Origin of the sequence: Anatilimnocola aggregata, from assembly GCF_007747655.1 — a bacterium.
In the GTDB taxonomy this organism is placed as follows: domain Bacteria; phylum Planctomycetota; class Planctomycetia; order Pirellulales; family Pirellulaceae; genus Anatilimnocola; species Anatilimnocola aggregata.
Genome location: NZ_CP036274.1, coordinates 767043 through 791326, shown reverse-complemented (window position 1 = coordinate 791326; position 24284 = coordinate 767043). Strand labels below are relative to the sequence as shown.

Sequence of the window (24284 nt, the reverse complement as noted above, 5' to 3'; positions counted from 1 at the left end):
TCTTCTGAATCGATCGTGCTCATCAAGCTCCGCGCGGTCAAGCCACGAACGCGGCGCGAGGACGAGGTTCGCTAGCCAATCAAGTTTCGTAGCACGTTCTGCCGCAGCGACATTCGATCTTGCGGCGTCAGCCACGAGGCCGAGAGTTGCACGCTGATCGAGATCGCCCCCGCGAGCATCACGCCCCACGGCTGCGGAAATGGCCAAGCCAAACTCCACAACCAGGCGGCCAGCAATGTCACGGCCAGTGGCCCAATTTGCAGGCGCGAACTACGGAGCGGATCGGTCTGTTTCCACCAACTAATCGTCGTAAAGACGGCAGTGAAGTAAGCCAGGAACGCCGTAAGTGCGGGCACACCCGTCGAGCTGTACATGCCCGGGCTGGCCAGCGACTCGCTGATGTCTCGGGCGGCAAACGAGTGACCATAAGCGCCGCCAATCATCAACAACTGGGCTGCCCCGAACGAGAGCGTCGCCAGGACCAGGCCGAGCACGACCTGAGTAAAGCGGCGCTTCATCTGTTCGCCCGAGCGCGGCTCCCAGAACTTGCCGGCCAATAGCGCCAACCAAGAGCCTGCGGTGCTGGTGAGCGTGAGCCAGGCGTAAAACGTCCAAGTACTGACGCCACCTTGTTGCAGGTTCTCGCCGTTGACGACAAGCATCAGCAGGCAGAGGATCGCCGAGATAATCGCCGCCGAAAGCATTGAGCCCGACAGTTCGCCCACACGGTCGCCGGCGGTTTTCATCGCCAGGGCATGACGGCCGTGAACTTCCAGGTTGAATGTCTTCCGCTGTGGCAGAGGACGCATTGCTTCGGGCGACGGAATCGGCGAGGTCGATTTGCCCGCGAGCGCGAGCATCCGCACGCCCAGATACAGAACGTACACCGCGGCCAGCGCCACCAGAACCGGCCCAAGCCAGAAGCCATTCACCACGGCCAGCACCGTGACCGCCAGGATCAAGGCGACCTTGACCGGCGTATTCAAGCTGCTTTGATTCCACCACTGCGCGAGGTTGCTGCCTCCCGCTCGAACGGCAGCTGCAATCGGCTCGCGCGGCGGAACTGGGACCACGCTCATGCGCGCGGGAGTTGCCGGCTGGCGGATGTTGCCTGCCGCGGGGACTTTTCCCTTCTTGCCTGGTTGAATGGGGCCAAATTGCATTTCGCGTTCGTCGTCCCCAATGTAAAGCGGCGCTTCGGTTGAAACAGCAACCGCGGTGAACATCGGCGACTGTCCGGCTGGCGCAGCCAGCTTGGCAGTGCCATCAATCACCTTGCCGAATGCCGCGAGCATTTCAGCCACATTCGAAAAGCGCTTGTCGGGATCCTTGAGCAAGGCCCGTTGAATCACGGCGCGATAGGCCACCGGAACAGCCGCTAGTTCAGGATCGGCCGTCAGGTGCTTCATGATGATTTCCTGGCTGCTTTCACCATCAAAAGGGACGCGACCCGTGAGCAGTTCGTACAGGATCACCCCCAACGCGTAGATGTCGATCTCTTTTCCGTACACGCCTTTGCCAATTTCGGGGGCCATGTAATGGAATGTGCCGACACTTTCCGTCTGGCCGCTGCGCCGACTGCAAGAGATGAATTTCGACAGACCATAATCGCCCACTTTGACGTAGTTCTGATCTTCGAAAATGTTCCCCGGCTTCAAATCGCGATGGATCAAGCCGTTGTCGTGCAGGTAGGCAGTGCCGGCCGCGATGCCGCGGAACCAGAACTCGACTTGATCGCGCGGCAGCCCGTTCGGATTCCGGTCGAGCACGTCCTTCAAGCTGGGGCCGACGACATACTCCATCACGATCCAGGCATCGCCGTGGTCGTCGTAACGAATGTCGTACAGGTCGATTAGATTCGGATGCTTGAGGTTGAGGCACTGGCTTGCGCCGCGCAGCTCGACCTCGAGATTGCGCTCAACGTGCTTGAGCGCGAGTTCTTTGCCGGCATCGGTCGTGGCGAAGTAGACTTCGCCGAACCCGCCGCGGCCAATGCCGCGCTTCAGCGTGTAGCCATCGAACGGTCGAACCCCGCTGGCAAACGTAAACTTAATGCCACCAGCCGGCTTGGCAGATGCTGCTGCATCGCGCTTGTCGTTATCGGCATCGGCGGGCATGGTAGCGGCTCGCAAAGTCATCGGTCCACTTTCTTACGCGAAGGAGTGTTCCTGGGATGGAATCCCGGGGATCAACCCCAGGGTCAAACAATCCTGTGCTCCCTCCCGGGCGGAATCGCATTGCCGTCAGTGGCAAGACCCGTTTCGCTCTTCAGGTGTTCGCTGCGCAGCCGCAAATCTTGGCGGGAATCCGCGGACGATTTCCCTCAAGCTGCCAACCACAGGCGAGCGGCGCGTGTCAAACTCTCCTTCATAATACACGTCTGGTCGTTAGTTCGTTTCACAACTCCTTGGAAATGAACAAGTTGGCAACGATCGTCGCAGGCACGCCCCCGGGCCTGCTCCGGGGGTTTAACGGCTTTTGCACTACAGCCTTCCAGCAGTGCTTAAATAGTGCAAAAGCCGTTAAACCCCTGCCGCAGGGGCAGGGGCGAAAAGAGTGCGGAAAACACATCAAGCAACTTCGACGGGTTCCAAGCTGAGCGAAAAATCAGGGCCGACGATTCGGGAGCGGACATTCAGGCGGCCACGACCCTCCTGCAGCTGGCCGTCGATTTCGAGTGACTGCATGGCCCGGCAAAACAGGTTCTCCTCCTGGCGATAAAGCACTACGTCGCTAGCCCAGTCGCGGCAGATCACGTGATTCTGCCACTTTGGACCGAGCACCGCCGACTCTGCCATCAACAGCACCGCATCCGCAAAGGGGTGCGTCCGGTGATTGCTGAGAATCTCCAATCGGGCCGAAGCACTCAGTGCGTGCGGCTTGCGAAACCGCAGCTTGACGCCTTCGCCGAGTTCAATCTCGTCTCCATCGTTTAATAGCACGGGGGAGCGAATGTCTTTGCCATCGATGCGCACGCGCCCTTGCCGAGTCGACATGGCACTAATCTGTGAATCGCGCGCCGCGAGTGGATCAAGGACGTAACCTTCGCCCTGGCGTTTAATGCTGACATGACGGCGGCGAATATCGGCCTGGATTGGCACATCGACCTGATTGCCCGGATGTGCCTGACCGATGACAACTTCATCTGCCAGACAAACTAAGTAACCGCCAACGGCATCGACCCATAACAAGAAGCGGGGCCCGCGCGCCAGCACGACGCCGCAATCTTCTTTGCCACCCAGTAGCGACGAAGCCCAGGGTTGCGTTTCGCGCGCCACGCGCGAATCCCCCAGTTTTCCGCCCACTTCGGCCCAAGCTTGCCGCCGCGCGTTGCGCGCCAGGCGACACTGCGGAGAAACCTGCAGCAGCTGTTCGGAGAGGGCCAGCGTTTGTGTCCAATCAGCGGCCGCGAGCGCCACGTGCAACTGCTCCTGCACTTGCCGGGCTTGTTCGGCTGCCTCACGAGTTTTCCTTAGCAGGTCGTCGAGCGCCGGCAGATCGGGCCGCAACGCAGCAGCTGCCTGCAGTTGCTCGAGCGCTTCGGCAAATTGGGCCCGCTCGCGCAATTTTGTCGCCGATTGCAAGCGGCGGGCAACTTCGCGCAGCGTATCGAGCGAGACGCCCTTCACCTGCCGACGCGCCAGCGCATCGATCCGCTGCTGCGCACCGGTCGAATCCTCAGCGGCCAGATGGTGGACGACTTCCGCGAGCGCCGCATCGACGATGCTCCGCTGTGCAGTTTGAAACTCGTTGGTTTCGCCGCCCCACACCCGGGCCAGTTCCAGATCTCGCCAGGCAGAGTCGAATTCCCCGCGCTGCGCTCGTTCAATCCCCCGCTTACCGACCGCAATTGCCACCTGCGCCAGGAGTTGCTTAATGGGAAGGTAAGTAAGTAAGTCGGATTGCTGCAGCAGCGTGGCCGCATCTTCAAGCCGGCCTTGCTGGAGCGCAGTTTCGGCCTCCTTCAGCTTGAATCGCCACGCAGCAAACATGATTCGTTCCAGACAAATACGAAAATACAAGCACCGCGCTCGCAGCCTCACCTTCTATTTCGTCGTACAAGCAGCATCCTTGTCAACTGCGGAGAAAGAATTCGGAGAATCTTGGGTTCTTCCCCCAACGGCGTCGGGTTGATTGCGGTGGTGCCATGAACGATGATTCATCGTATCGGACTTTGCTGCTCGGTGAGCGCTGCTGCCCCCAATCCGCTGGCGCTCTTACCCTCCTGCCGCTCTGCTGGTCGCTTCCCACCCTTAACTCGCGCCCATGCGAAAGGTGAACGATGTCACCAAGCACTCCCAACCATGCTCATTGCCTGCTGGCAAAGTTTCTTGTGGTGGGACTTTTGGCGTTTTCGGCGGTCAACCTGTCCGCTGACGACAAAGACCCGGCAGCTGAAGGAATTCGCTTTTTCGAAACCAAGGTCCGGCCGATTTTGGCGACGCATTGTTACGACTGCCACGGCGAGGATTCGCAGGAATCGAAACTGCGCGTCGATACTTGGGACGGCATCGCCCGCGGCGGCAAAGCGGGTTCGCTGGTGGTTGCCGGCCAGCCCGACAAGAGTCTGCTGGTCGCGGTCGTCGGTTATCAACTGGCCGAACTGCAAATGCCGCCGAAGAAAAAACTGAGCGACCGCGAAATCAACGATCTGACCGCTTGGGTGAAAATGGGCGCTCCTCATCCCGATCGCCAGGCTGGCGCGCCCATCGCAGTCGAAAAAGTCGATCTGGCCAAAGCCCGGCAGTTCTGGTCGCTGCAACCCATTACCAATCCGTCACCACCCGCCGTAAAAAATCAAACCTGGCCGGTCTCACCCGTCGATCAGTTCGTTCTGGCAGAACTCGAAGCGAAGAACCTGCAGCCTGCGCCACCCGCCGACAAACTAACGCTGCTGCGTCGTGCCACGTTCGACCTCACCGGTCTGCCCCCAACGCCAGAAGAAATCGCCGCTTTCGAAAACGACACTTCCCCCGCTGCGTACGCGAAGGTGATCGACCGCCTGCTCGACTCGACGCACTATGGCGAACGCTGGGGCCGCCATTGGCTCGATGTCGCTCGCTATGCCGATTCGAATGGCGTCGACGAGAATGTCGCGCACGGCAATGCCTGGCGCTATCGCGACTATGTCGTCCGCGCGTTCAATGCGGATAAGCCTTACGATCAATTTCTGCATGAGCAACTGGCCGGCGACTTGCTTCCCGCTGCTGCCGATCCGAACGTCGTACACGACCGTTTGATTGCGACCGGGTTTCTTGCCCTCGGCCCGAAGGTGCTGGCCGAAGTCGATAAAACCAAGATGGAAATGGACATTTTGGATGAGCAAGTCGATACGATCGGTCGCTCGCTGCTCGGCCTCACGTTCGGCTGTGCTCGCTGCCACGATCATAAGTTCGATCCAATCAGCGCCGAAGATTACTATGCGCTGGTTGGCATTTTCAAGAGCACGCGAACGATGGAGAGTTTCAAAACCATCGCGCGGTGGTGGGAGAATCCACTCGCCTCGCCAGCCGAAGTACAACGCAAGGCAGCGTTCGACAAACTGATTGCCGAACAGAAAGGCGCCATCGACGCGCTGGTGAAAAAGAACAAAGACTTGCTGCAACAGGCGAAGCCGGGGACTGAACTGCCGAAAGAGTTCGAGCCGTTGTTTGCTGCCGAAGTGCAAACCGAGTTAAAGGTGCGCCGCGAACAACTGGCCACGCTCTCCAAGACCGCGCCGGTGGTGCCGACGGCGATGGGTGTGATCGAAGGTGAAGTGACTGACGTCCCGGTACATATTCGGGGCAGTCATCTCGCCCTGGGAAAAATAGTGCCGCGAGGTTTTCCCGTGGTTCTTGTTTCCACAGAACAACAGCCACTCACGGCGAAAACGAGCGGCCGCTTGGAACTGGCCGAGTGGCTAACGAAGCCCGATCATCCCCTCACGAGCCGCGTCATGGCCAATCGCATTTGGCGCTGGCATTTCGGCCAAGGGCTGGTGTCGACACCGGATAACTTCGGCCGTCTCGGCGAAGCTCCTTCGCACCCAGCCTTGCTCGATTGGCTATCGCGGCAGTTCATGCAGAGTGGCTGGTCGATTAAGTCGATGCATCGCCTGCTCATGCTCTCGCAGACTTATCAAATGAGCAGCACGTTCAACGCGACCGCTGCCGCAGCTGATCCTGAGAACCGTCTGTACTGGCGAATGCCGGTGCGGCGCTTGGAAGCTGAAGAAATTCGCGACGCGATTCTGACAACCAGCGGCTTGCTCGATCGGACAGCGGGCGGTTCGCTGTTGCATGTGGGGAACCGAGAGTTCTTTTTCGATCACACTTCGAAAGACGGCACGAAATACGACAGTTTACGACGTTCGCTTTATCTGCCCGTCGTGCGCAATAACCTATACGACGTGTTTCAACTATTCGATGCCACCGATGCCACGGTGCTCGACGGCAACCGCGCTAGTACGGTCGTTGCTCCGCAGGCGCTCTTCATGCTCAATAGCGATCTGGTCCTCAAGGCCAGCGAGAATCTCGCGCAGAGTGTGCTTGCCCTTGAGCAGGCCAATCCTGCGCGGGTGAAACTTCTTTACCTGCGCACGTATGGCCGCGCTGCCACCAGCACCGAAACAGAACGAGCCCTGGCCTATGTCGCGCGTCAGGCTCCCGATGCGGCGGATGCTGCTGCCCAACAGCGAGCCTGGTCGTCGCTGAGTCACGTATTACTTGCGGCCAACGAATTCCTTTACTTGCGTTAAGCACGAGGTAAGCCTGTGAATGTGATGCCCGCCGCACATCCGGTTTCTCGCCGGCAAATGCTCCAGCGCTCCGCAGCTGGTTTTGGCTACCTCGCCCTCTCGTCGCTCTTAGCCGGTGACCAGCCCGTTTCCGCCGCCATTCCCTTAGCGCCAAAGTCGCCGCACTTTCCGGCGCGGGCCAAGCGCATCATCTTTTTGTTCATGAAAGGTGGGCCATCGCAGGTCGATACCTTCGACCCCAAACCGCTGCTGCAAGAGAAGGACGGCCAACCCGTGCCGTTCGCCAAGCCACGCGTGCAATTTGCTCCCACGGGTAACTTGCTCAAGTCGCCTTGGAAGTTTCAGAAGTACGGCGAGAGTGGCATCGAAGTCAGCGAACTCTTCCCTCAGGTGGCCAAGTGCGTCGACGACCTCTGCATTATCAACTCGCTGCATGGCTCGAATGCCGCCCACGGCGGTGCCCTGCTGAAGATGCATACCGGCAGCGATTCGTTCAGTCGGCCCAGCATGGGCTCGTGGGTGACTTATGGCCTCGGTACCGAGAATCAAGATCTTCCCGGCTTTGTGACCATTTGTCCCACGCTTGCGCACGGTGGCGTAAAAAACTGGAGCTCCGCGTTTTTGCCAGCCCCCTATTCGGGCACTCCGCTAGGCAATGCGAGCATTCCAGCCACGCAGGCCCAAGTGCGATACTTGAGGAATGCCGCCGTCGATCGTGGCCAGCAGCGGCGCGAACTCGACCTGCTTGCCGAAATCAATCGCGAGCATTTGCAAACGACGGGGCCCGATCAGGCACTCGAAGGTCGCATCGATTCGTTTGAGCTCGCTTTTCGCATGCAGGCTGCCTTTCCCGAAATCGAAGATCTCGGGCGCGAATCAGCTGCCACGCGCACTGCCTATGGTCTCGACGACAAGGTGACAGAGAACTTTGGCCGTCAGTGCTTGCTCGCCCGGCGGTTCGTCGAGCGCGGCGTCCGTTTTGTGCAAGTCACGCACAGCGATGCTGCCGTGCAATGGGATCAGCACGGAAATCTGAAAGCGGGGCATTCGAAGAATGCGCTGGAAGTCGACCGCCCCATCGCCGCGCTCTTACAAGATCTGAAACTCCGCGGACTGCTCGACGATACGCTGGTCTTGTGGGGCGGCGAATTCGGTCGCACGCCTGTTGCGCAAGGGACCGACGGTCGCGATCACAACCCGGAAGGCTTCACCATGTGGCTGGCCGGTGGCGGCGTGAAATCGGGCTTTAAGTACGGCGCGACCGACGAATTCGGTTACTATGCCGTCGAGAATAAAGTTCACGTGCACGATCTGCACGCGACACTGCTCCACCTGCTCGGGCTCGATCATGAACGACTCACCTACCGCTACGCCGGTCGCGATTTCCGCCTCACCGATGTTTCTGGCCACGTGGTTAAAGGCATTTTGGCTTGATCTCCGGCCGCTGCTGCAAATCATGCCGGGCGCGTGAATACACTTGTTTCGAGCTACTTTCTAAGGCTTACACCGATGATGCGAGTCAGCGCCCTCTGCCTGCTGATGACGAGCGCCGTAGCAGCTGTTGCCCAGGATGCGACGTTGCTCCGCGACGTGCGAAAACAGATTGATTCGCACTATCCGTCGCTCGAAACTCTTTACAAGCATCTCCATTCGCATCCGGAGTTATCGCTGGCCGAGAAAGAAACGGCGGCCCGAATTGCCCTCGAATTAAAGAACGCCCATTGCGAGGTGACGACCGATGTCGGTGGGCATGGCGTGGTCGGCGTGATGAAGAACGGCAACGGCCCCACCATCATGCTGCGCGCCGATATGGACGCACTGCCGATTGCGGAACGGACGAAGCTCCCCTACGCCAGCCAGGTGCGCACGCGCGATCGCCAGGGACGCGATGTAGGCGTGATGCATGCCTGCGGCCACGATGTGAACATGACAAATCTGGTGGGCACGGCCCGGCTGATGGACGAACTGCGCGCTCATTGGCAAGGGACGATCGTCTTTGTCGGTCAGCCGGCAGAAGAGGTCGGCGCGGGCGCACGGATGATGCTGGCCGATGGTCTCTTTCATCGTTTTCCCCGCCCTGAGAAGTGTTTCGCCTTGCATTGCGACGCCCGCTTTCCGCACGGGCATGTGAACTATCGCAGCGGGCAAATGCAGGCCAACGTCGACACGGTCGATATCGTGGTCCTGGGCAAAGGTGGGCATGGTGCCGCGCCGCAAGTCACGATCGACCCCGTGGTGATTGCCGCCCGCATTGTGATCGATTTGCAAACCATCGTCAGTCGCGAACTCGACCCGCTCGATGCGGCCGTGGTGACAGTCGGCAGCATCAATGGTGGTACCAAGCACAACGTGATCCCCAATGAAGTGCGCCTGCAACTGACTGTGCGGACGACGAACGACAAATCGCGCCAGCACGTTCTCGAAGCGATTCGGCGCATCGCGACTGCCGCCGCCACTGCTGCCCGCGCGCCCGAGCCGACCGTACTCATCGACGAGGAGCAATTCACCCCAGCCCTGGTGAACGATCCCGAAATCACCGCGGCGACGGTCGCGGTACTCAAGGATGTCCTTGGCAGCGACCATGTACACGAGCGACCGATGAGCCTCGGTGGCGAAGACTTCAGCCGCTTCGTTCTCGCGGGTGTGCCCGGCTGTTATTACTTTTTGGGTACAGCCTCACCCGAGCGAGTTGCCGCAGCCAAGAATGGCGGCGCGCCCTTGTCACTCACACACACGGATGCTTATTTCCCCATTCCCGAACCGACCATCAAGACCGGTCTTCTCACCATGACTGCGGTGCTGTTGAATGCCACGATAAAGCAAAAGTAAGAGTAGCGGCACCACCTCTCACGAATGGCGATTGCGATGAACCTCTCTTGCCCGCAGACATCGCTCTTATTACTAACGGTCACACTCTTTGCCTTGCCAGCACCTGCGCAAGAGAAAGCGCCAGCGCGTGGCGAAACGATCGTCAACTCGCTGGGGATGAAGCTGCTTCCCATTGCACCGGGCCGTTTTGTCATGGGCACGAGTGACTTGCCGCCGCAAAGCCAGGCTGAGTTCGATCAGCGCGACTACGACGAGTCGCCAGCGCACCAGGTGACTATTTCGCGCCCCTTTCACTTGGGGGCAACGGAAGTCACCAATGCGCAGTACGAGCAGTTTGATCCGAAGCACAAGACCCGGCGCGGCCTCGGCAATGTTTCAAAAGCGGACGACGAGCCGGTTACCTACGTAACCTGGCAACAAACGTGCGACTTCTGCGCTTGGCTCACTAAGAAAGAAGGCCGCCCGTATCGACTCCCCACCGAAGCCGAGTGGGAGTATGCCTGCCGCGCGGGGACGACGACTGTGTTCACTACTGGCGAGGAATTAACCGCTGCAGCTGCCAACCTGGGAGTGACGACCGATGACAAACCGCGACCAACGACCATGAAGGTCGCCAGTTTTCCGCCGAATGCCTGGGGCCTGTTCGATCTGCATGGAAATGTCGAAGAGTGGTGCCACGATTGGTATGGACCTTATCCAGCCACCGAGCAAACCGATCCCGTCGGCGCGGCAGAGGGAATTGCCCGCGTGGTGCGCGGCGGCAGTTACAACGGTCGCAAACGGGGCAACTTTGTGGGGAGCGGCCGCTATTGCCGCTCGGCCAATCGCGGTGGGTACTTGCCAGACGATGCCAATCGCGCGGTCGGTTTTCGCGTGGTCCTCGGCGAGTTGCCCAAGTCTCAACCTCTGGCCAGTACGGGGCAAAAGCCGGCAGGCAGTGGTCCGTTGCCAACCAAGCTTCCGTCCGTCGATCCTTCCCAGCCCTACTTCGATAATTTCCTCTCGGATAATCGGCGAGCAACGATTCCCGCAAACAGTTGGGGGCCGGTCTATAGCGCGTGGAATCATTTCGCGGCCGTCTGCAGTTGTCCCAACGGCGATATTCTCGCGGCCTGGTATACGACCAAATCGGAAGAAGGTCGCGAGTTGGCTCAGGGTTTCACCCGCTTGCGCGCGGGGACGAATCGCTGGGAACCTGCAGCCTGTCTGCTCGATATTCCCGATATGAACGACCACGCGCCGGTATTGCTGACGGCTGGCGAGCGGATCTTTCATTTCTTTGGTCAGGGTTTGAAAGGCTGGGACGATGCCGCCATCGCCGTGCGCACTTCCGACGATAGTGGCAATACGTGGACGCCCGCGCGCATCATCTGGTCGCGTGAGGAAGGAGTCAAACTCTCGCAGCCTTGCTCGGCGGTGGCGTTGCCCGGTGGCACGCTGGTGCTCGCCATAGACGGCGACAATCACCGACACGAACGACTTCTGACCAGCAGCGACCATGGCCAGTCGTGGCAATTGTGCACAGGCGACCTGCGCGAAGCGTGCGACAAGAAGTACGCGATTCACCCGGCGCTGTTCGTGCGCAAAGATCACTCGCTGGGACTTTTCCTGCGTGGGCCAAATCCCCTGCCGCTATTGGTCACGGCCGATCTTGGTCAAACGTGGAAGTCAATCGCCACCCCCTTGCCCGGCGTGAGCGTGGGGCAAAAGTCCGCTGCACTGCGATTGGCCAGCGGAGCCGTCGTGCTCGTTTCAGCGGATAGTACGAGGAAAATTGTCGGCGGCCCCACCTATGTTGCCCTTTCGCCCGATGATGGCGCCACCTGGACCCACGTCCGCAAGTTGGACGACCTGGGTGGTTACCTCGCCCTGACCCAAGCTCCGAACGGCGTGATCTATGCATTCGGTTCGCGGCAAAGCGTGGCCGCCTTCAACGAAGCCTGGCTCAAGCAAGGCCCGCCGATTCCGTAGTTCAGCCTGCCTCACGAACTTCCTCTCACGAGTGGCAACATGCTCCAGCAACCGTCCCGCTGCATAATTTCTTTTCTGCTTCTGGTGCTGATCGTAGGCTTTGGGCAATCGACGGTATTGCGAGCAGAAGAAGGCACGAAGGTTGCGCCCAACGTTTGGCAAAAACTCGAGCAGGCGACGATCACTGGCCGGCGATACGAAACGCCGATTGGCTATTCACCTGAATTGAAGCGATTTCTCGTGCTGGGTGGGCGAATCAGTTGGGGCGAGAACAAGAAGGCTCGCTCGTACGATCAGCTGGCCCTCGACCGAACGCAAGGTGAATGGGAAAACTGGTATCCCGTGGGCAAGGATTGGGGGCCGAAGTTCGGCGTCGGCAATTTTCCCTCCTGGAAGAATGAGAAGTGGGTCTTCGCAGATAGCGAAGAGAACGCGCGGCCCAATTGGAATATCTACGGCACGTTTTCGCTCGGGCATGCGTACGACTACGATCCCGATACGAAGACATTTCTCTTCTTCGCCCACGGTAAGACGTTTCGCTACGATCCCCTGGCCCGCACCTGGACCGACTTGCAGCCCGCGAGCGATCCTGAGCGGGAACACGGCGGAATCTTGCTTTGGTCGTCGCTGTGTTATGACCGGGCGCACAAAAAATTCGTCCTGTTTGGTGGTGGCAACGCGCAGACGACGCGTGGCGATCCCGGCACTTGGACCTATTCGCCCACCGAGAACAAATGGGAAGAAGTGGAGCTGAAGGAGCAGCCCCCGCAACGAGCCAATTCGCAGTTGGTCTACGATCCGGTGGCGAAGAAGGTGGTTCTGTTCGGGGGCGATCAGCTTTCGCAACTCATCGCCGATACCTGGACCTTCGAACTGGGCACGCGCCGCTGGGAGCAATTGAAAACGGAGCGCAGCCCATCGCCGCGGGCTGGGCATGCGCTCGTGTGGTTACCGAAGGCGCAAAAGGTGGCGCTGATTGGCGGCTACGAATACACTTCGAACACGGGCTACGTGGCCAGTATGTATCAGCGGCTGCCGGTCGAAATCTGGACGCTCGATACGGTTGCCGGCAAGTGGAGCTTGCTCGCGCAGAGTGAACCAAAGAATGGCCCAGCAGGACCGATCAGCGGCATGTGGCACGCAGCAGCTGATGAGAACGATGTCGTCGTGACGACCGGCGAAGGTACCTGGCTCTGTCAGATTGAGGCGACGAAGTTCGACGCCGCTGGCACCGAGAAACTCGGCGTTCAGCCAGGCACCGTGCAACGACGCACCGGTCCCTACGACCCCGCCTGGTTCGCGCAAGATGTGCCTGCTGCCGATCCCGCGCAAGTGTTGAAAGAGCTCGCCGCGCTACCTGCCAACGAATGGGTCCCACGACCAACTCCGAAGTTGCCGCGACCGAACATGGACTGGGGCTCGGCCGTGTTCATCCCAGCGCAAGACAAGATCGTCCGCTTCTCCGGCGGGCATTCGGCCTACAGCGGCACCGCGCCGATCATCTATGACATCAAGACCGATCGTTACTTGCTGGCCTTCGCGCCGGAGTTGCCCATCGAGTTTGTTTACAGCAACGACCAGGTTCACGGCGAATGGTCGTTTCAAGGCAATCCCTGGATGAGCGGACATACCTATAAAGCGACGGGGTACGAACCCCATTCGCAATCGCTGGCCTTTGCTGCGCATGATTACACGTACTTCTTCGATGCGCAGACCAGCAAGTGGTCGCGCAGTTCTGAAAAGTGCCCGTTCACTCCGAATATGTATGTCGTCACGCTCGCGACCACACCGGCGGGAACCGTAGCTTGGGCCGACCGCCGTGGAGGTGGTTCCGGCTTGTGGCGGCTTGATGGTAGTTCGCGAACCTGGCAAGCACTTCCGCTCGCTGGTTCACTCCCCGATAAGAGTCCAGACCGTCATGGCATGGCCTACGACTCGAAGCGAGATCGACTGCTGTTCTTCAGCGCCGTTGGCAAGCAGAAGGGGGATGTCGCCGCCTACGATTTGAAAACCGGCGACAACTCATGGCTCGACGCAGCCGGCAAAGTTCATGCGGCGGTGTCGTCGCGAGAGACAATCTACCTGCCCGAACAAGATGCGGTGCTGATCGGAGCGCGAGTGAAAGACGCCAACGGCAACTTCTGTTGGCTCTTGTACGACTGTGCGAAGAATGCCTGGTTCTCTGTCGAACTCGCCGGAGTCGACCCGATCAGCAAGGGGGAGTTCAACAACTCGATGGGGCTGATGTACGACCCCGCGCGCAAACTGATCTGGGCGGTTGGGCAAAATAGTCACGTGCATGTGCTGCGTTTGGATCTCAAGCAGGCGAAGCTCGTGGCGCTATAGATGGCGACCTCCAGCCCGTGGGATAGGCACCCTTGCCTGTCGTCGTCTCGCTCGCAGCACTCACAGGCTGGAAGCCTATGCCACGAGGTGCTACGGCTTCAGGTCGAAGTCGTACATGCCGGGCCGGGGATTGGCGACCACTTCGACGCGGAGGTCAGTGGTTTGGTCGGAAGTATATTTGGCCGGCACGATCCAATCGGGAGTCCAGCCAGTTGGCGAAGAGGGTGGCTCGCTCTTCGTGGCGTAGATGACGATCTTGTACCAGCCCGGCGGAACGCCGTTCTCGCCGTAGGTGGCGAGTTCGAACTCGCCGTTCATATTGAGCGGGCAGATCGAGAACTGAGTATGTTCCGCGCCTTTCTCGAGATCGGGGACGAACCAAATGTGTCCTTTGGGTACAGGCCGTCCGGCGAATGTCACGCGGCCTTTGACCGATTCCAGCTTCGGTCCGCAACCCGCAGCTGCGAGCAGATAGCTGATCAAGCCGGCGATCAGCAGGGGATTCAACCAATTCATCACTCACCCAGATTCGCCAATAACGTGGCGGTTAGCTATTGCCGTCGTCGCGGACGCACAGCCAATTGAGGGCCGCGCGATCGATCGTGTAACTGAGATACTGAACGCTGCCGTCGCCACGGAGCGTGAATGCGCCGCCGGAGTGCGCCGATTGAATAGGACCATTCCAGCCATAAGGCCCCATGCCATCTTGGTGGCTGGTCCGCTTCTTCGTACCCGGGTGATGCCGAACAGTCATGACGGTCCCACCTTCATTGCCACTACAGCTGGTGGTACTCGTGGGAGTGAAAGTGGCGACCGACACACCGACGCTCGCCCAAATTCCCATTCGTTCAGTGGAACGAATATCTAAACGCTGCACGGCGGATGCAGTGCCAATGCCTGGCGGCCGTTCGCCCCAGTCCGATTGCTCGGCAATCATAATTGTGTTCGAGCTGCCGTCTGTGATATCGGCAATTCGCGTTCTCATTCCCGGTACGAGCACTCCATTCGAGGCCAGATAGCCACCGTGTTGATACTGATTCGGGGCCAGCGTCGCCGCACAATCACACACGCGATTGTCCCCCGTCGGATCGGTCGGCGAGAGCGCACTCGTTGTAGCGCCCATGACGCCAACATAGTTCCCCGCTTGCACATGCTGCCCCCAGCCAATTTCGTCTTCCGGCTCGATCTTCTTGGGCAGGGGGCTTGAAGGGCAAACGTAAAACTTGACGACCAGATCCTGCAGCTTGGCGATATTCACCAAGCGCGGCGCCGTCGGGCCCGGCCAATTCTGAAAATTCACGCTGTAGAAATAATCGCTGCCCGGTGTCATATCCATCGTATTGTAGATGGCACTCTGTTCGACAAACGGCAAAATATGCGTAGCCCAGCCCGGGCCCCAGCGCACGCTATGGGTGGTTCGTACGATCCGATCCGAAGCCGGTGGAAAGATCAGGTGCGCATCGTGAAAGTTATGACACGCCAAACCAATCTGTTTGACGTTGTTCTGGCACTCCGTGCGGCGGGCAGCTTCGCGAGCGGCCTGCACGGCGGGGAGCAATAGCGCCACCAGCACGCCAATAATGGCGATGACTACGAGCAGTTCCACCAGGGTGAAACCGGACCGACGCGCAGCGCGAAACTCGGGGAGCACGGCAAGCATGAATTCCTCGCTTTCCAAGGAGAAAGCAGAATGAATCGAAGCGGCTCAGGCGGGAGAGTTCTGGGCGGAAATGGCGGGGTGGGATTGGCCTGCATTGTTAAGCGCAGGCCGGCAGGTATCTCACAGGGCTAAGTGTATTATCTGGCGAAAAACGAATCAACAGAAATTGATTGAGCAACTCCCTGATTTGAGCGACTACTCAGTAACCGCCCAGACGCGGGCCAGTTCGGTTGGCTTGAACTTGTCGGTGGGCGAAGTCACGGTGAGTTCAACCTTGCATTGCCGCCCCATCATTTTGACGGACTTCACCTGCGCGGTGATCGGCTCGGCGGTGGGTTTGCGATCGACCCCAGCTGGCGCGATTCGCACGTTCTTGCCCGCCTTGATTTGCTTGACCTGAAGCTCCCCTTCGTTGAAGAGCGTCAAGCTCAAGTTGCCATCGGCCACGGCGTCGACATAGCCGGGAGCACCTTGCTCGGCGATTCGCTCGGCATGCACAGCTTTCTGCTCGGCTTGAAACTTGAGCAGGCTCGCTTCGTCCAAAAAGACTTCCCAGGCCACACGGACTTTCCCTTTACCCACGCCGTGAGTCTTGGTCCGCAGCTTATCGCCGAGTTGTATATCGGCAAATTTCGCGGGCTCGCCATTTTTCCAAAAACGGGTCTCTTTGTCGGTATTGATCACAATGCCGGCTTCGCGAATGTACGTCTTATCAGCACTTCCCTGCGTCACGACAATCTGCCCCGCGGCAGCATCGAGTTTATCGACGTGATAAAACTCCTTGTGGCCGTTCATCATGTTCATTTCATCTTGAATGTAGGTCAGCCACACCCATTCTCCCTTCTCATTTTCGTGCAGGCGGAAGATGGCCCGCTCGCCAACGCGAAAATCCTGCAGGTCGCCATGTGTGGCATGGTGCAGCAACTCAGCGTAGGGCATGGCAGTGAAGGTAATGACTTCGTCGGTATTTTCGCGGCGGAATTTACCGGTTCGCGTGGCGAGATCAACGCTGATGAGTTCGCCCCAAGGACGCTGCATCCGGTCGAAGGGAATGATCACCTGCCCCGGCGTAATTTTGAGGACCGGTTTAGCGGGCTGATCTTTGGGTGCTTCTTTGCTGGGCTGATTCTGCGCGAGCAACGAACCGCAGCAGAGGGCGAGAAGAAGGAAGGCGAAGTGTTTCATCGGAATGTCGTTTCTTCATTAGCCCGACGCGTCAGCGAGGGAGCTACTGTGAGATAGTTAGCAGGGGTAAATAATGATCGGGCTTCGTCGGACCCGTTGGTTGTGACAATTCGTTGGGAACCGGTTGGCGGCACCATTCCCTCGCTCATGCGTCGGGCTAAGTGGAACAACATTTTGAGTCTAGTTGTACAAGCGTTCTTCGCGCGGCAGGTCGTCGACCTTCCACGCGCTCGGCCAGATGCGAATGACTCGCTGGGGACGAAAACCCTCGAGCAGCAACCCCGGTTTGAATTTGACTCGGTAACCGCTTTGGCCGGCGAATCTTGGTTCCACCCGTTCGACGGCGACCAGCGGGCCCGACTTGCGGTCGTTAATCTGGTCCCACGTGCGGAGATTGTCTTCGGCCACCGCTGCGGTCACGCTATCGTTCGGTGCGAAGGCTTCGATCAACTTCGGGTCGAAGCCAGCGTATAGGTGTACGGTGACAATGCTGTTCGGGTTGTCGACTTCTTCAATCATGCCCGGCAGCCCATGCTCACGCTGAAACTGGCGATGCACTTCCAACTGCTGACCGGTGGCCAGGTCGCGACTGGTCTGATCGAGCCAGATCTCTTTGCAGCGACCGGGGCCCTTGAGCGTGCAAACGGTCAGGTTCGTCGTCATGGTCTGACCGACGGCCAGATCGGCGAGCGTGCCCAGGCCGTTCCCTTTCCAAACTCGAGAACTGGGGACAATCTGGATCAGCGTGGGCTTCGCATCGGCCTGGCCAGCTGTGATTCCCAGAAGTGTGAGGACGCCAAGTTCGCGGTCGATGGCTTCGATCTTCCAATTGCGTTCCAGCCGCTGGCAATAGCTGAAGTCGTCTTCCAGTCGCAGGCAGCGATTAAATGGGGCTTCCAAACTGAGCCGCGGGGCATTCGCCGGGGGCTTGGCCTTGGGGGCTTTCGCCTTCGGCTCTTCCAGATAAAAGTAGCCGTGCAAGTGAGTGCCGAGCGGAATGTCTTTCAATTCCGCGGGAGCGCCGTGATAGCGAAGCGAACCGTACGGCAGCATTGTGAAGGCATGAGGCAAGTCCCAATCGCCGCGCCGCTGGGCATCGGTCCGGTCGGGACGAAGGATGCCGGTGCGATTCACATGATCGAGGGCGATCAATTCGCCGCCGATGTAATGCGCCGAACCAAGGGGCGGAAACTCACCGGGCTTCAACTGAAACCAGGGGAGTTTTTCGTCGCCACCATCGGTGCGAAACGCCGGAGTTGCTTCCTCGGCCGCCAGCGAACTAGCGGGAGCGAGCAGGCAGCAAATCAGCAACAGCCAAAACAATCGTTGCATGCGAGTCTTCAAAGCAAGATGAATTCGAAACCAAGGTGGTGAGTACGCGTGAACTAAATCAATTCCGAAACCGGGGCGAGGCTATCGGCGAACTGTTCGACGTTGACATCCATCTTGTTCATCATCGTCAACAGCAGGTTCGTCAGGCGGGCGTTCTGTTCGACCGGTTTATGACAGATCGAGTAGTGACCGCCAGCATTCGCGACGTTGTATTCCTTGATCTTCGGCAGGTTGTAATCGATGTGCTGGCCATGCTTCAGGCCCAACGATTTGCCGCCGGCCAGAATGGTTGGCAGGTTCGCATTGCCGTGGCTATGGCCATAGCTCATGCCGCTGCCGAACAGGACCATCGTCCGGTCGAGTAGCGATTCTTCGCCATCTTGAATGGCCTGCAGCGAATCGAGAAAGTACGAGAACTGCTGGGCAATGAAGGCATCGCTGCGGCTGAGACGCGCCATCTGCTCGGGATCGCCATTGTGGTGCGACAGTTCGTGCCGGGTTTGCGGAATCCCAATTTCAGGAATCGCCAGCCCGTTGCTTTCGCTGCCGCTCATGTAAGTGACGACACGGGTCATGTCAGTTCGCAGGGCCAGGGTGATCAAGTCGTACATGGTGCGGTAATAATCTCCCGCTTCGGTCTTGGACACATTGCGGGTTAGATTCGCCGTGGTCGGACCATCGATCTTCGGCTTGGGTACTTTCAGCCACGAATCGAGTCGTTCGGTGCGAATTTCCACTTCGCGCACCGAAGTCAGATACTCGTCGAGCTTGGTGCGGTCTTCGCTGCCGACATTGCGCTTAAGCGACTTGGCATCGTCGAGCACTGCATCGAGCACGCTAGCGCGGCGATTGAGTCGCCGACGTTGCACGTCGATCCCGCCGACCTCTGCACCGAACAGGCGATTGAAGACGTTCTTCGGATTGTCCTCGGCCGGTAAAGGGACACCGTCGCGTGACCAGCCCAGCGTGGTCGGTCCGCGCGAGATGGACAATTCGAGCGAGCCGAAGCGAGTTTGCGGCGCGGTTACTTCGGCCATCATCTGGTCGGCCGAGATGCTGTTGCGAAAAGCGCCCCCTTCCTGACTGATCTTGGCCGCCGTCAGCCAGATTTTGCCGCACTCGTGGGCCTGCCCTAAACCGTTGGGATGATACAGACCGCTGATCGGTGTGATGTTGCTGCGATGCTTTTCCAGCGATTGGAGTGGTTCGCTCAATTGATAGTCGCGACCAGCTTTGGTGATCTGCCAGGTCAGCACGTTCACGCCGTTGGGAATGTAAATGAACACGCTCCGCTTCGGCTTGGCAGCTGGTGTTTCGGCGGCGAAGATCGGCCGCATGCAATTGAGCAGCGGCAAGGCGATGGTCGCCCCGGCACCCCGCAACATGTGACGACGGCTGATGAGCCAGTTTTGCGATAGGACGTTACTCATGCTGCGGACCCTTCCTGGAGTTGCGTGGGCTTTTTGCCCACGGTGATATGTTTGTAGCGTGGGCTAAAGCCCACGTTGCGAGGACCTACCGTTTTTGAAACAAGTCGGACAGAACCAGGTTTTCGACGACGGACTGTAGTTTATAGTCGGCAGTTTTGCTTTGCTTGGCTACCTTCGCCAGCGACTCGCGATCGGCAATGGTCATTACCCGTCGCGTGGCAAAAATGGCCAATTTTTCCACGAAAGCGGCGTTAAACGTTTCTAAATCGGCTGCCAGAATTTGTTTGAATTCTTCGGCGTTGGCAAACTTTCGGCCGTCGACCATTTCGCCACTGGCATCGACCTTCGGATTATCGCCGTCACCATCGCTGACGATCTCGTGCGTTCGCCACCGGCCGATCGCGTCGTAATTGTCGAAAGCAAAGCCGAGCGGATCGATTCGCTTATGGCACGAGGCACAACTGGCGTCGCTCTTATGCGCGTCGAGTTTCATTCGCAGCGTCGCCTTCGGTTGCATGGCCGGTGTCGGTTCGATGGGCTTTACATTAGCTGGCGGCGGTGGCGGTGACTTGCCGACGATCGACTCAAGGACCCACTTGCCGCGATGCACGGGGCGATGCCGAGTGCCATCGGAGGTGAGACTCAAAATCGCTGCCTGTGTGAGCAAACCGCCCCGATGGTCTGCGGGCGTGAGCGACACCCGTTCGAAGCGATCTTGCGTGGGCGAAGTCAGTTCATAGTGCATCGCCAATCGCGGATTGATCATCGTCCAGTCCGACGTAAGAAACTCACGCAAGCTTAGGTTCTGTTGCAGCACTTCGCGAAAATACTCGGTCGTTTCGCCGATCATGCTCTGTTCGAGGTGCGAGTCGTAATCGGGATAGAGTTTCTTGTCGGGCGGAAACATGCCGACCATTTGCAGCTGCAGCCAGTTGCGGGGGAACTGCTTGGCGAACCGGGCCGCTCGGGGATCGGCGAGCAGTCGCCGCACTTGCTTTTTTAGTTCGGCGGGCTCGCGGAGCTTGCCACTCTGGGCGACTGCCATCAGTTCGTCATCGGGCATGGTGCTCCAAATGAAGTACGACAGGCGCGAAGCGAGTTCAAAATCGTTGAGTTGAATCTCATTGCTTTCCGACGAACCTTCGACCAGGTAGATGAAGTTCTTCGAGCAGAGAATGGCGAGCATGGCGGTCTTCATGGCCGGCAAGAACTTTTCGCCGCTAGCCATTTCACTTTCGACGAGTTGGAAATAGCGATCCACTTCTTCAGGCCGCGCGGGACGGCGAAAGGCCCGCGTGGTGAACTTCGCCAGCGCGGCCCGCACTTGTTCGCGGTCGTTGCTATCGGCGGGCAAGTATTCGCGCTGAGCATAGGTCGGGCCGTCGTCGACCAGCGGGCCGGACCATTCGATCCAATCGACAATCAAGAAGGGCCACAGCGGCGCGCCCTCTTCGTCGGTCAGTTTCATTTGCCACGGGCGGCGACCATCTTTGATGCTAAAGAACGGAATCCGCGGATCGGATCGACCCGAGCGAGGCAAGTTCGAAGGGCCAGGAACGTCGTTCGTCACCCGCAGATTGAGATTGCCAGCTGGCAAGTGCGTGGTGAACTCGACGACGATTGGCTTGTCTTCGGGCGCGACCACATCGGTTTCAAACAGCATGCGGTCGAGATCGGTTGCATACACCGTCAGGTGCGGAGCCCGACCGTTTTTCGGCTGCAGGCCGCTCAGTTGAATGCGCACTTTGTAATCGCCGGCTGCAGGGAGGGCTTGACCGGGACCAGGACGGCCGCCAATCAAATCGTGCCCGGGCCACAAGTCGACGCGGACTTTGTCGGCCAGCCCAGCTGCGGCCAAATCCTCGCGATTGCCACCGCCGCGCAGGTCGAGCGCATCTTTCTTCTTCAAAAACTTGACCGGTGGCTTCTCGGGAAACGCTTCGGTGAGAATCGATTCGGCGGCACCAAAATACTTTTCGACATGTGACGGCGATAGCGACAGTACCGAGCCAATCCGCTCGAAGCCGTGCCACGCCTCGTCTTCGGCCAGGCCGGTGGGATCGGTGGCATCGAAGCCGACGCCGAGCAAGTCGCGCACCGTGTTGGCATACTCCGCGCGGGTCAACTTGTTGAACGTCACTAGTTCGCGCTTGGCAAGGCGCGTCGCTTCCCCTTCTTTCAACTTCATCGCCAGCCATTCGACGATCTTCGTCGCGTCTTCGATCTTGGGCTGCGGTTCATCTGCGGGGGGCATTTGGGCCGAACTGATCCGTTCCAACACTTCGGCCCATTTCATGCCGGAAGGGCCGTTGGCCACATCGCGAGCCAGTGTATCGAGCCGGAATTCGCCTTCATGTAGTTTTTCGGTATGGCAGCGGTCACAGTATTGCTGCAAAAACGGCTGCACGACCTTGTCGAACTCAGCTTCGGCCGGAGTAGCAGCTTTGGAGAAATTCGCTGTGCCGGCGACAAGCAAAACAGCTGCCATCATCGCGGCGATGGACGTGGGGGATGAGCGACGCTGAGAACCTGAATACATAGCGAGTACAGAGCCAGCAGAGAACGTGATAAACGGAGCACGCCGCGCGCGATTTTCGCGATTTTGGCCGGGCCCCAGGCGGGCCTTTTAGTGTAACCTCCGGCCCCGTTTGTCGCAAACTCTGCTTGCTGCTGCTTTTCGAGTAATTCCTCACTGCGCCAGCGGATCGAAGGCCTGCCCCAGCTTCTGATAAACGGCCGCCAGTCCGGCCAGTTCCTGCTTCACCCGGTCACTGGGCTCGACGAATTGCACATGGCGCGGGGCGACCAGCGTCGTGAGCTGCGCGATGTCGGCCGTTTCAAGCAGTCCGAAGCAGAATTGCTCGGGGGTTTTGTCGACGGTGCCCCCATTCTCAATCACTTCCTTGAGCGAACCAAGCGAGCCCTGCAATCGCAGACTGTCGATGCTCTTGGCGTCGGTGGCGGCCGCAGCCAGGGCGATCAAACTGGTCCGCGGTCCAACTGTTGCCACGCGCACCTGCTTGGCATTGCGTTGGGCTTTCAGCCACTGAGCAACCTGTTGCACCTGCGCGGCTTGCACGCCGAGGGGACGTTCGCCCACGCTGGCCATCAAAATGGCAAACAGCCAGTTCTTGTTTTTGACTTTCGCCTCGCCAAAGTAAAACGGATCGACGGCCAGCACATTCCAGCCGTCTGCCAGGGACTGACGAACCTGCTCTGCAATGGCAGCACGCCCTTCATCGGCCAGCAGGATGACGGTTCCTTTGCTGTCTGCCGGTGTACCAGTTGCCAGGAACTCAACGGCAGGAACCGTCCAGGTGTCTCCCAGACGCAACTGATAACGGACCAGCTTGATTTCGCCAACCGAGCCCTCGCCCGATGTTTTGGCTGCGATTCGATGCTCGGTCGGCAATCGCAGAGCTTGCGCCACTTGCTCGATCGTCGCCTGACCACGCGGCAGCGACTTCGCCAACTGCAATGCCAACTGTTGCAAGTCGAGATTCTCGGCGGGCAGTTCAACCTTCAGCTCGTCTCCCTTTTTCACTTCAGCTGCACATTCAATTTCTGTCGCCGAGAAACTGCTATCTCCCTCGTACCAATGCTGGCCAATCACTTTGTAAAGTGCTTCGCGATTATCGCGCTCGAAGTTGTGATTGCCCGGATCGTAATTGATGTGGTCGTGCAGATTGGTCGGCTTGCCGAGCAGTTGATACACGGGCCGTGTCGCTGCCAACAGCGGCGGCAAGGCATGGGGCGCGGCAAAGCAGCAGTTGTCTTTTTCGTTGAACGTCAGCAAGGCCACGCGCGGAGCAAGCATTGCGGTCAGGTGGGCATAGTCGCCATTGGCAGCCAGATCGACGGGCGTTTGTTCGGAATCGCCCAAGTCGCTGTAGTAATGAATGCGTGTGAAAAAGCTAGAGTAGCCAGCCACCGGATTCGACAGCGTGACGCGCGAGTCGAGCGCGGTGAAGAAGATCGTCTGCCAGCCGCCGCCGGAGAGTCCCGCGACTCCTACGCGTGTCGGGTCAGCCGCGGCCTGCGAGAGGAGAATATCGAGCCCGCGCTTCATCGCCAAAAAATGCGTGGCCACGCCGCCGGTGCCGCATAGGTCGAGTTGATTGATCTTGGCGTGCGAGAAGCCCGGCGTGCGCAGTTGTCCCATCCCCATCCATTCGAGGTTCATCACCAGCATGCCCCGCTTGGCCATGTTGATGCAGCGAATCTGCTTGTACCGCGCGGCCTTGCCGGCGCTATCGTGCCCGTTCACATTCAAGAACACGGGCAACTTGCCGCTGCGCTTGGTCGGTTCATACACGACTGCCGGAATCCACATGCCCGGCACCGCTTCGAACCGCACCTTCTTGATCGTGTAACCTTCGCCCCCTTCGATTGAATCTTGCCACTCGATCTTGCCGTTGTAGTCTCGCCACTCGGCAGCTGCGCCACGATAGACGACATTCTGCAGGACGTTCTCGCGCACTCCGGCAATGTACTTCTGCCAGGCCTCGGGCGTCTTCAACTCCGGCGCGCCTTCAGCAGGAAACTTCAGCACCCGCGCTTCGCAAAACGCTTCCACCTCCTGCTGCGTGGTGGTGTCGGTGATGATCGGTTCGGCGAGCGCCTTCTTCAACTCATCTGCCGACGGCAACTCAGACTGCTGAGCAGTAGCGACGAGGGGAACAACGATCAGCAGCGCGACAAAGCACGAAAGCACACGCATGAGAGGACCTCGTGGGCAGGAAACAAACGGGCGGGAAGCGAACACACTAAATGTAGAGAACGTGAGCCCGGA

14 protein-coding genes are annotated in these 24284 nt (G+C 59.0%); 5 read left to right on the top strand and 9 right to left on the bottom strand.

What is annotated here, in order from left to right; translation table 11 throughout:
* Positions 1–71: 71 nt before the first annotated feature.
* Together ETAA8_RS02955 and ETAA8_RS02950 are read right to left on the bottom strand one after the other, a co-directional pair.
* Entirely contained in the window at positions 72–2138 is a 2067-nt protein-coding gene (locus tag ETAA8_RS02955) for a serine/threonine-protein kinase (RefSeq protein ID WP_145084653.1), read from the bottom strand.
* Between the two features lie 432 nt (positions 2139–2570).
* Positions 2571–3992, bottom strand: coding sequence for an FHA domain-containing protein (locus ETAA8_RS02950; protein WP_145084650.1), 1422 nt, complete (start codon positions 3990–3992; stop codon positions 2571–2573).
* A gap of 290 nt (positions 3993–4282) precedes the next feature.
* Between ETAA8_RS02950 and ETAA8_RS02945 the strand changes: the two genes are divergently transcribed.
* The 5 genes from ETAA8_RS02945 to ETAA8_RS02925 all read left to right on the top strand — a co-directional run bounded on the left by ETAA8_RS02945 (position 4283) and on the right by ETAA8_RS02925 (position 13885).
* Positions 4283–6739, top strand: a complete 2457-nt coding sequence (locus ETAA8_RS02945; RefSeq protein ID WP_145084647.1) for a DUF1553 domain-containing protein — start codon at positions 4283–4285, stop codon at positions 6737–6739.
* A gap of 24 nt (positions 6740–6763) precedes the next feature.
* On the top strand, positions 6764–8173 hold the full coding sequence (locus ETAA8_RS02940) for a DUF1501 domain-containing protein (RefSeq protein ID WP_202921900.1): 1410 nt from the start codon (positions 6764–6766) through the stop codon (positions 8171–8173).
* Positions 8174–8248: 75 nt separating this feature from the next.
* Positions 8249–9568, top strand: a complete 1320-nt coding sequence (locus ETAA8_RS02935) for an amidohydrolase (protein ID WP_145084644.1) — start codon at positions 8249–8251, stop codon at positions 9566–9568.
* A 36-nt stretch (positions 9569–9604) separates the two neighbouring features.
* Complete coding sequence (locus ETAA8_RS02930; RefSeq protein WP_202921527.1) at positions 9605–11539, top strand: SUMF1/EgtB/PvdO family nonheme iron enzyme; 1935 nt, start codon at positions 9605–9607, stop codon at positions 11537–11539.
* Positions 11540–11578: 39 nt separating this feature from the next.
* Positions 11579–13885: a Kelch repeat-containing protein gene (locus tag ETAA8_RS02925; protein WP_145084638.1), complete on the top strand. Its 2307-nt coding sequence runs from the start codon at positions 11579–11581 to the stop codon at positions 13883–13885.
* Between the two features lie 90 nt (positions 13886–13975).
* Here the strand turns inward: ETAA8_RS02925 and ETAA8_RS02920 are convergent, their stop codons facing one another.
* The 7 genes from ETAA8_RS02920 to ETAA8_RS02890 form a co-directional block, all read right to left on the bottom strand.
* Positions 13976–14401 carry a carboxypeptidase regulatory-like domain-containing protein gene (locus tag ETAA8_RS02920; RefSeq protein WP_145084635.1) on the bottom strand — a complete coding sequence of 142 codons (426 nt, stop codon included), beginning with the start codon at positions 14399–14401 and terminating at the stop codon, positions 13976–13978.
* A 31-nt stretch (positions 14402–14432) separates the two neighbouring features.
* Complete coding sequence (locus ETAA8_RS02915; protein ID WP_145084632.1) at positions 14433–15545, bottom strand: DUF1559 family PulG-like putative transporter; 1113 nt, start codon at positions 15543–15545, stop codon at positions 14433–14435.
* Between the two features lie 195 nt (positions 15546–15740).
* Positions 15741–16730 (bottom strand): hypothetical protein, encoded by a 990-nt coding sequence (locus tag ETAA8_RS02910; RefSeq protein WP_145084629.1) that lies wholly within the window; start codon positions 16728–16730, stop codon positions 15741–15743.
* Between the two features lie 180 nt (positions 16731–16910).
* The gene (locus ETAA8_RS02905; RefSeq protein WP_145084626.1) at positions 16911–18062 is read right to left on the bottom strand and encodes a hypothetical protein; all 1152 of its coding nucleotides are present in this window, start codon (positions 18060–18062) and stop codon (positions 16911–16913) included.
* Positions 18063–18115: 53 nt separating this feature from the next.
* A complete protein-coding gene (locus ETAA8_RS02900) occupies positions 18116–19492 on the bottom strand; it encodes a DUF1552 domain-containing protein (RefSeq protein WP_145084624.1) in 1377 nt (458 codons plus the stop codon).
* 85 nt (positions 19493–19577) lie between these two features.
* Positions 19578–22031, bottom strand: coding sequence for a DUF1592 domain-containing protein (locus ETAA8_RS02895; RefSeq protein WP_238397663.1), 2454 nt, complete (start codon positions 22029–22031; stop codon positions 19578–19580).
* 150 nt (positions 22032–22181) lie between these two features.
* Positions 22182–24212, bottom strand: a complete 2031-nt coding sequence (locus ETAA8_RS02890) for an alpha/beta hydrolase family protein (RefSeq protein WP_145084621.1) — start codon at positions 24210–24212, stop codon at positions 22182–22184.
* Between the last annotated feature and the right edge of the window lie 72 nt (positions 24213–24284).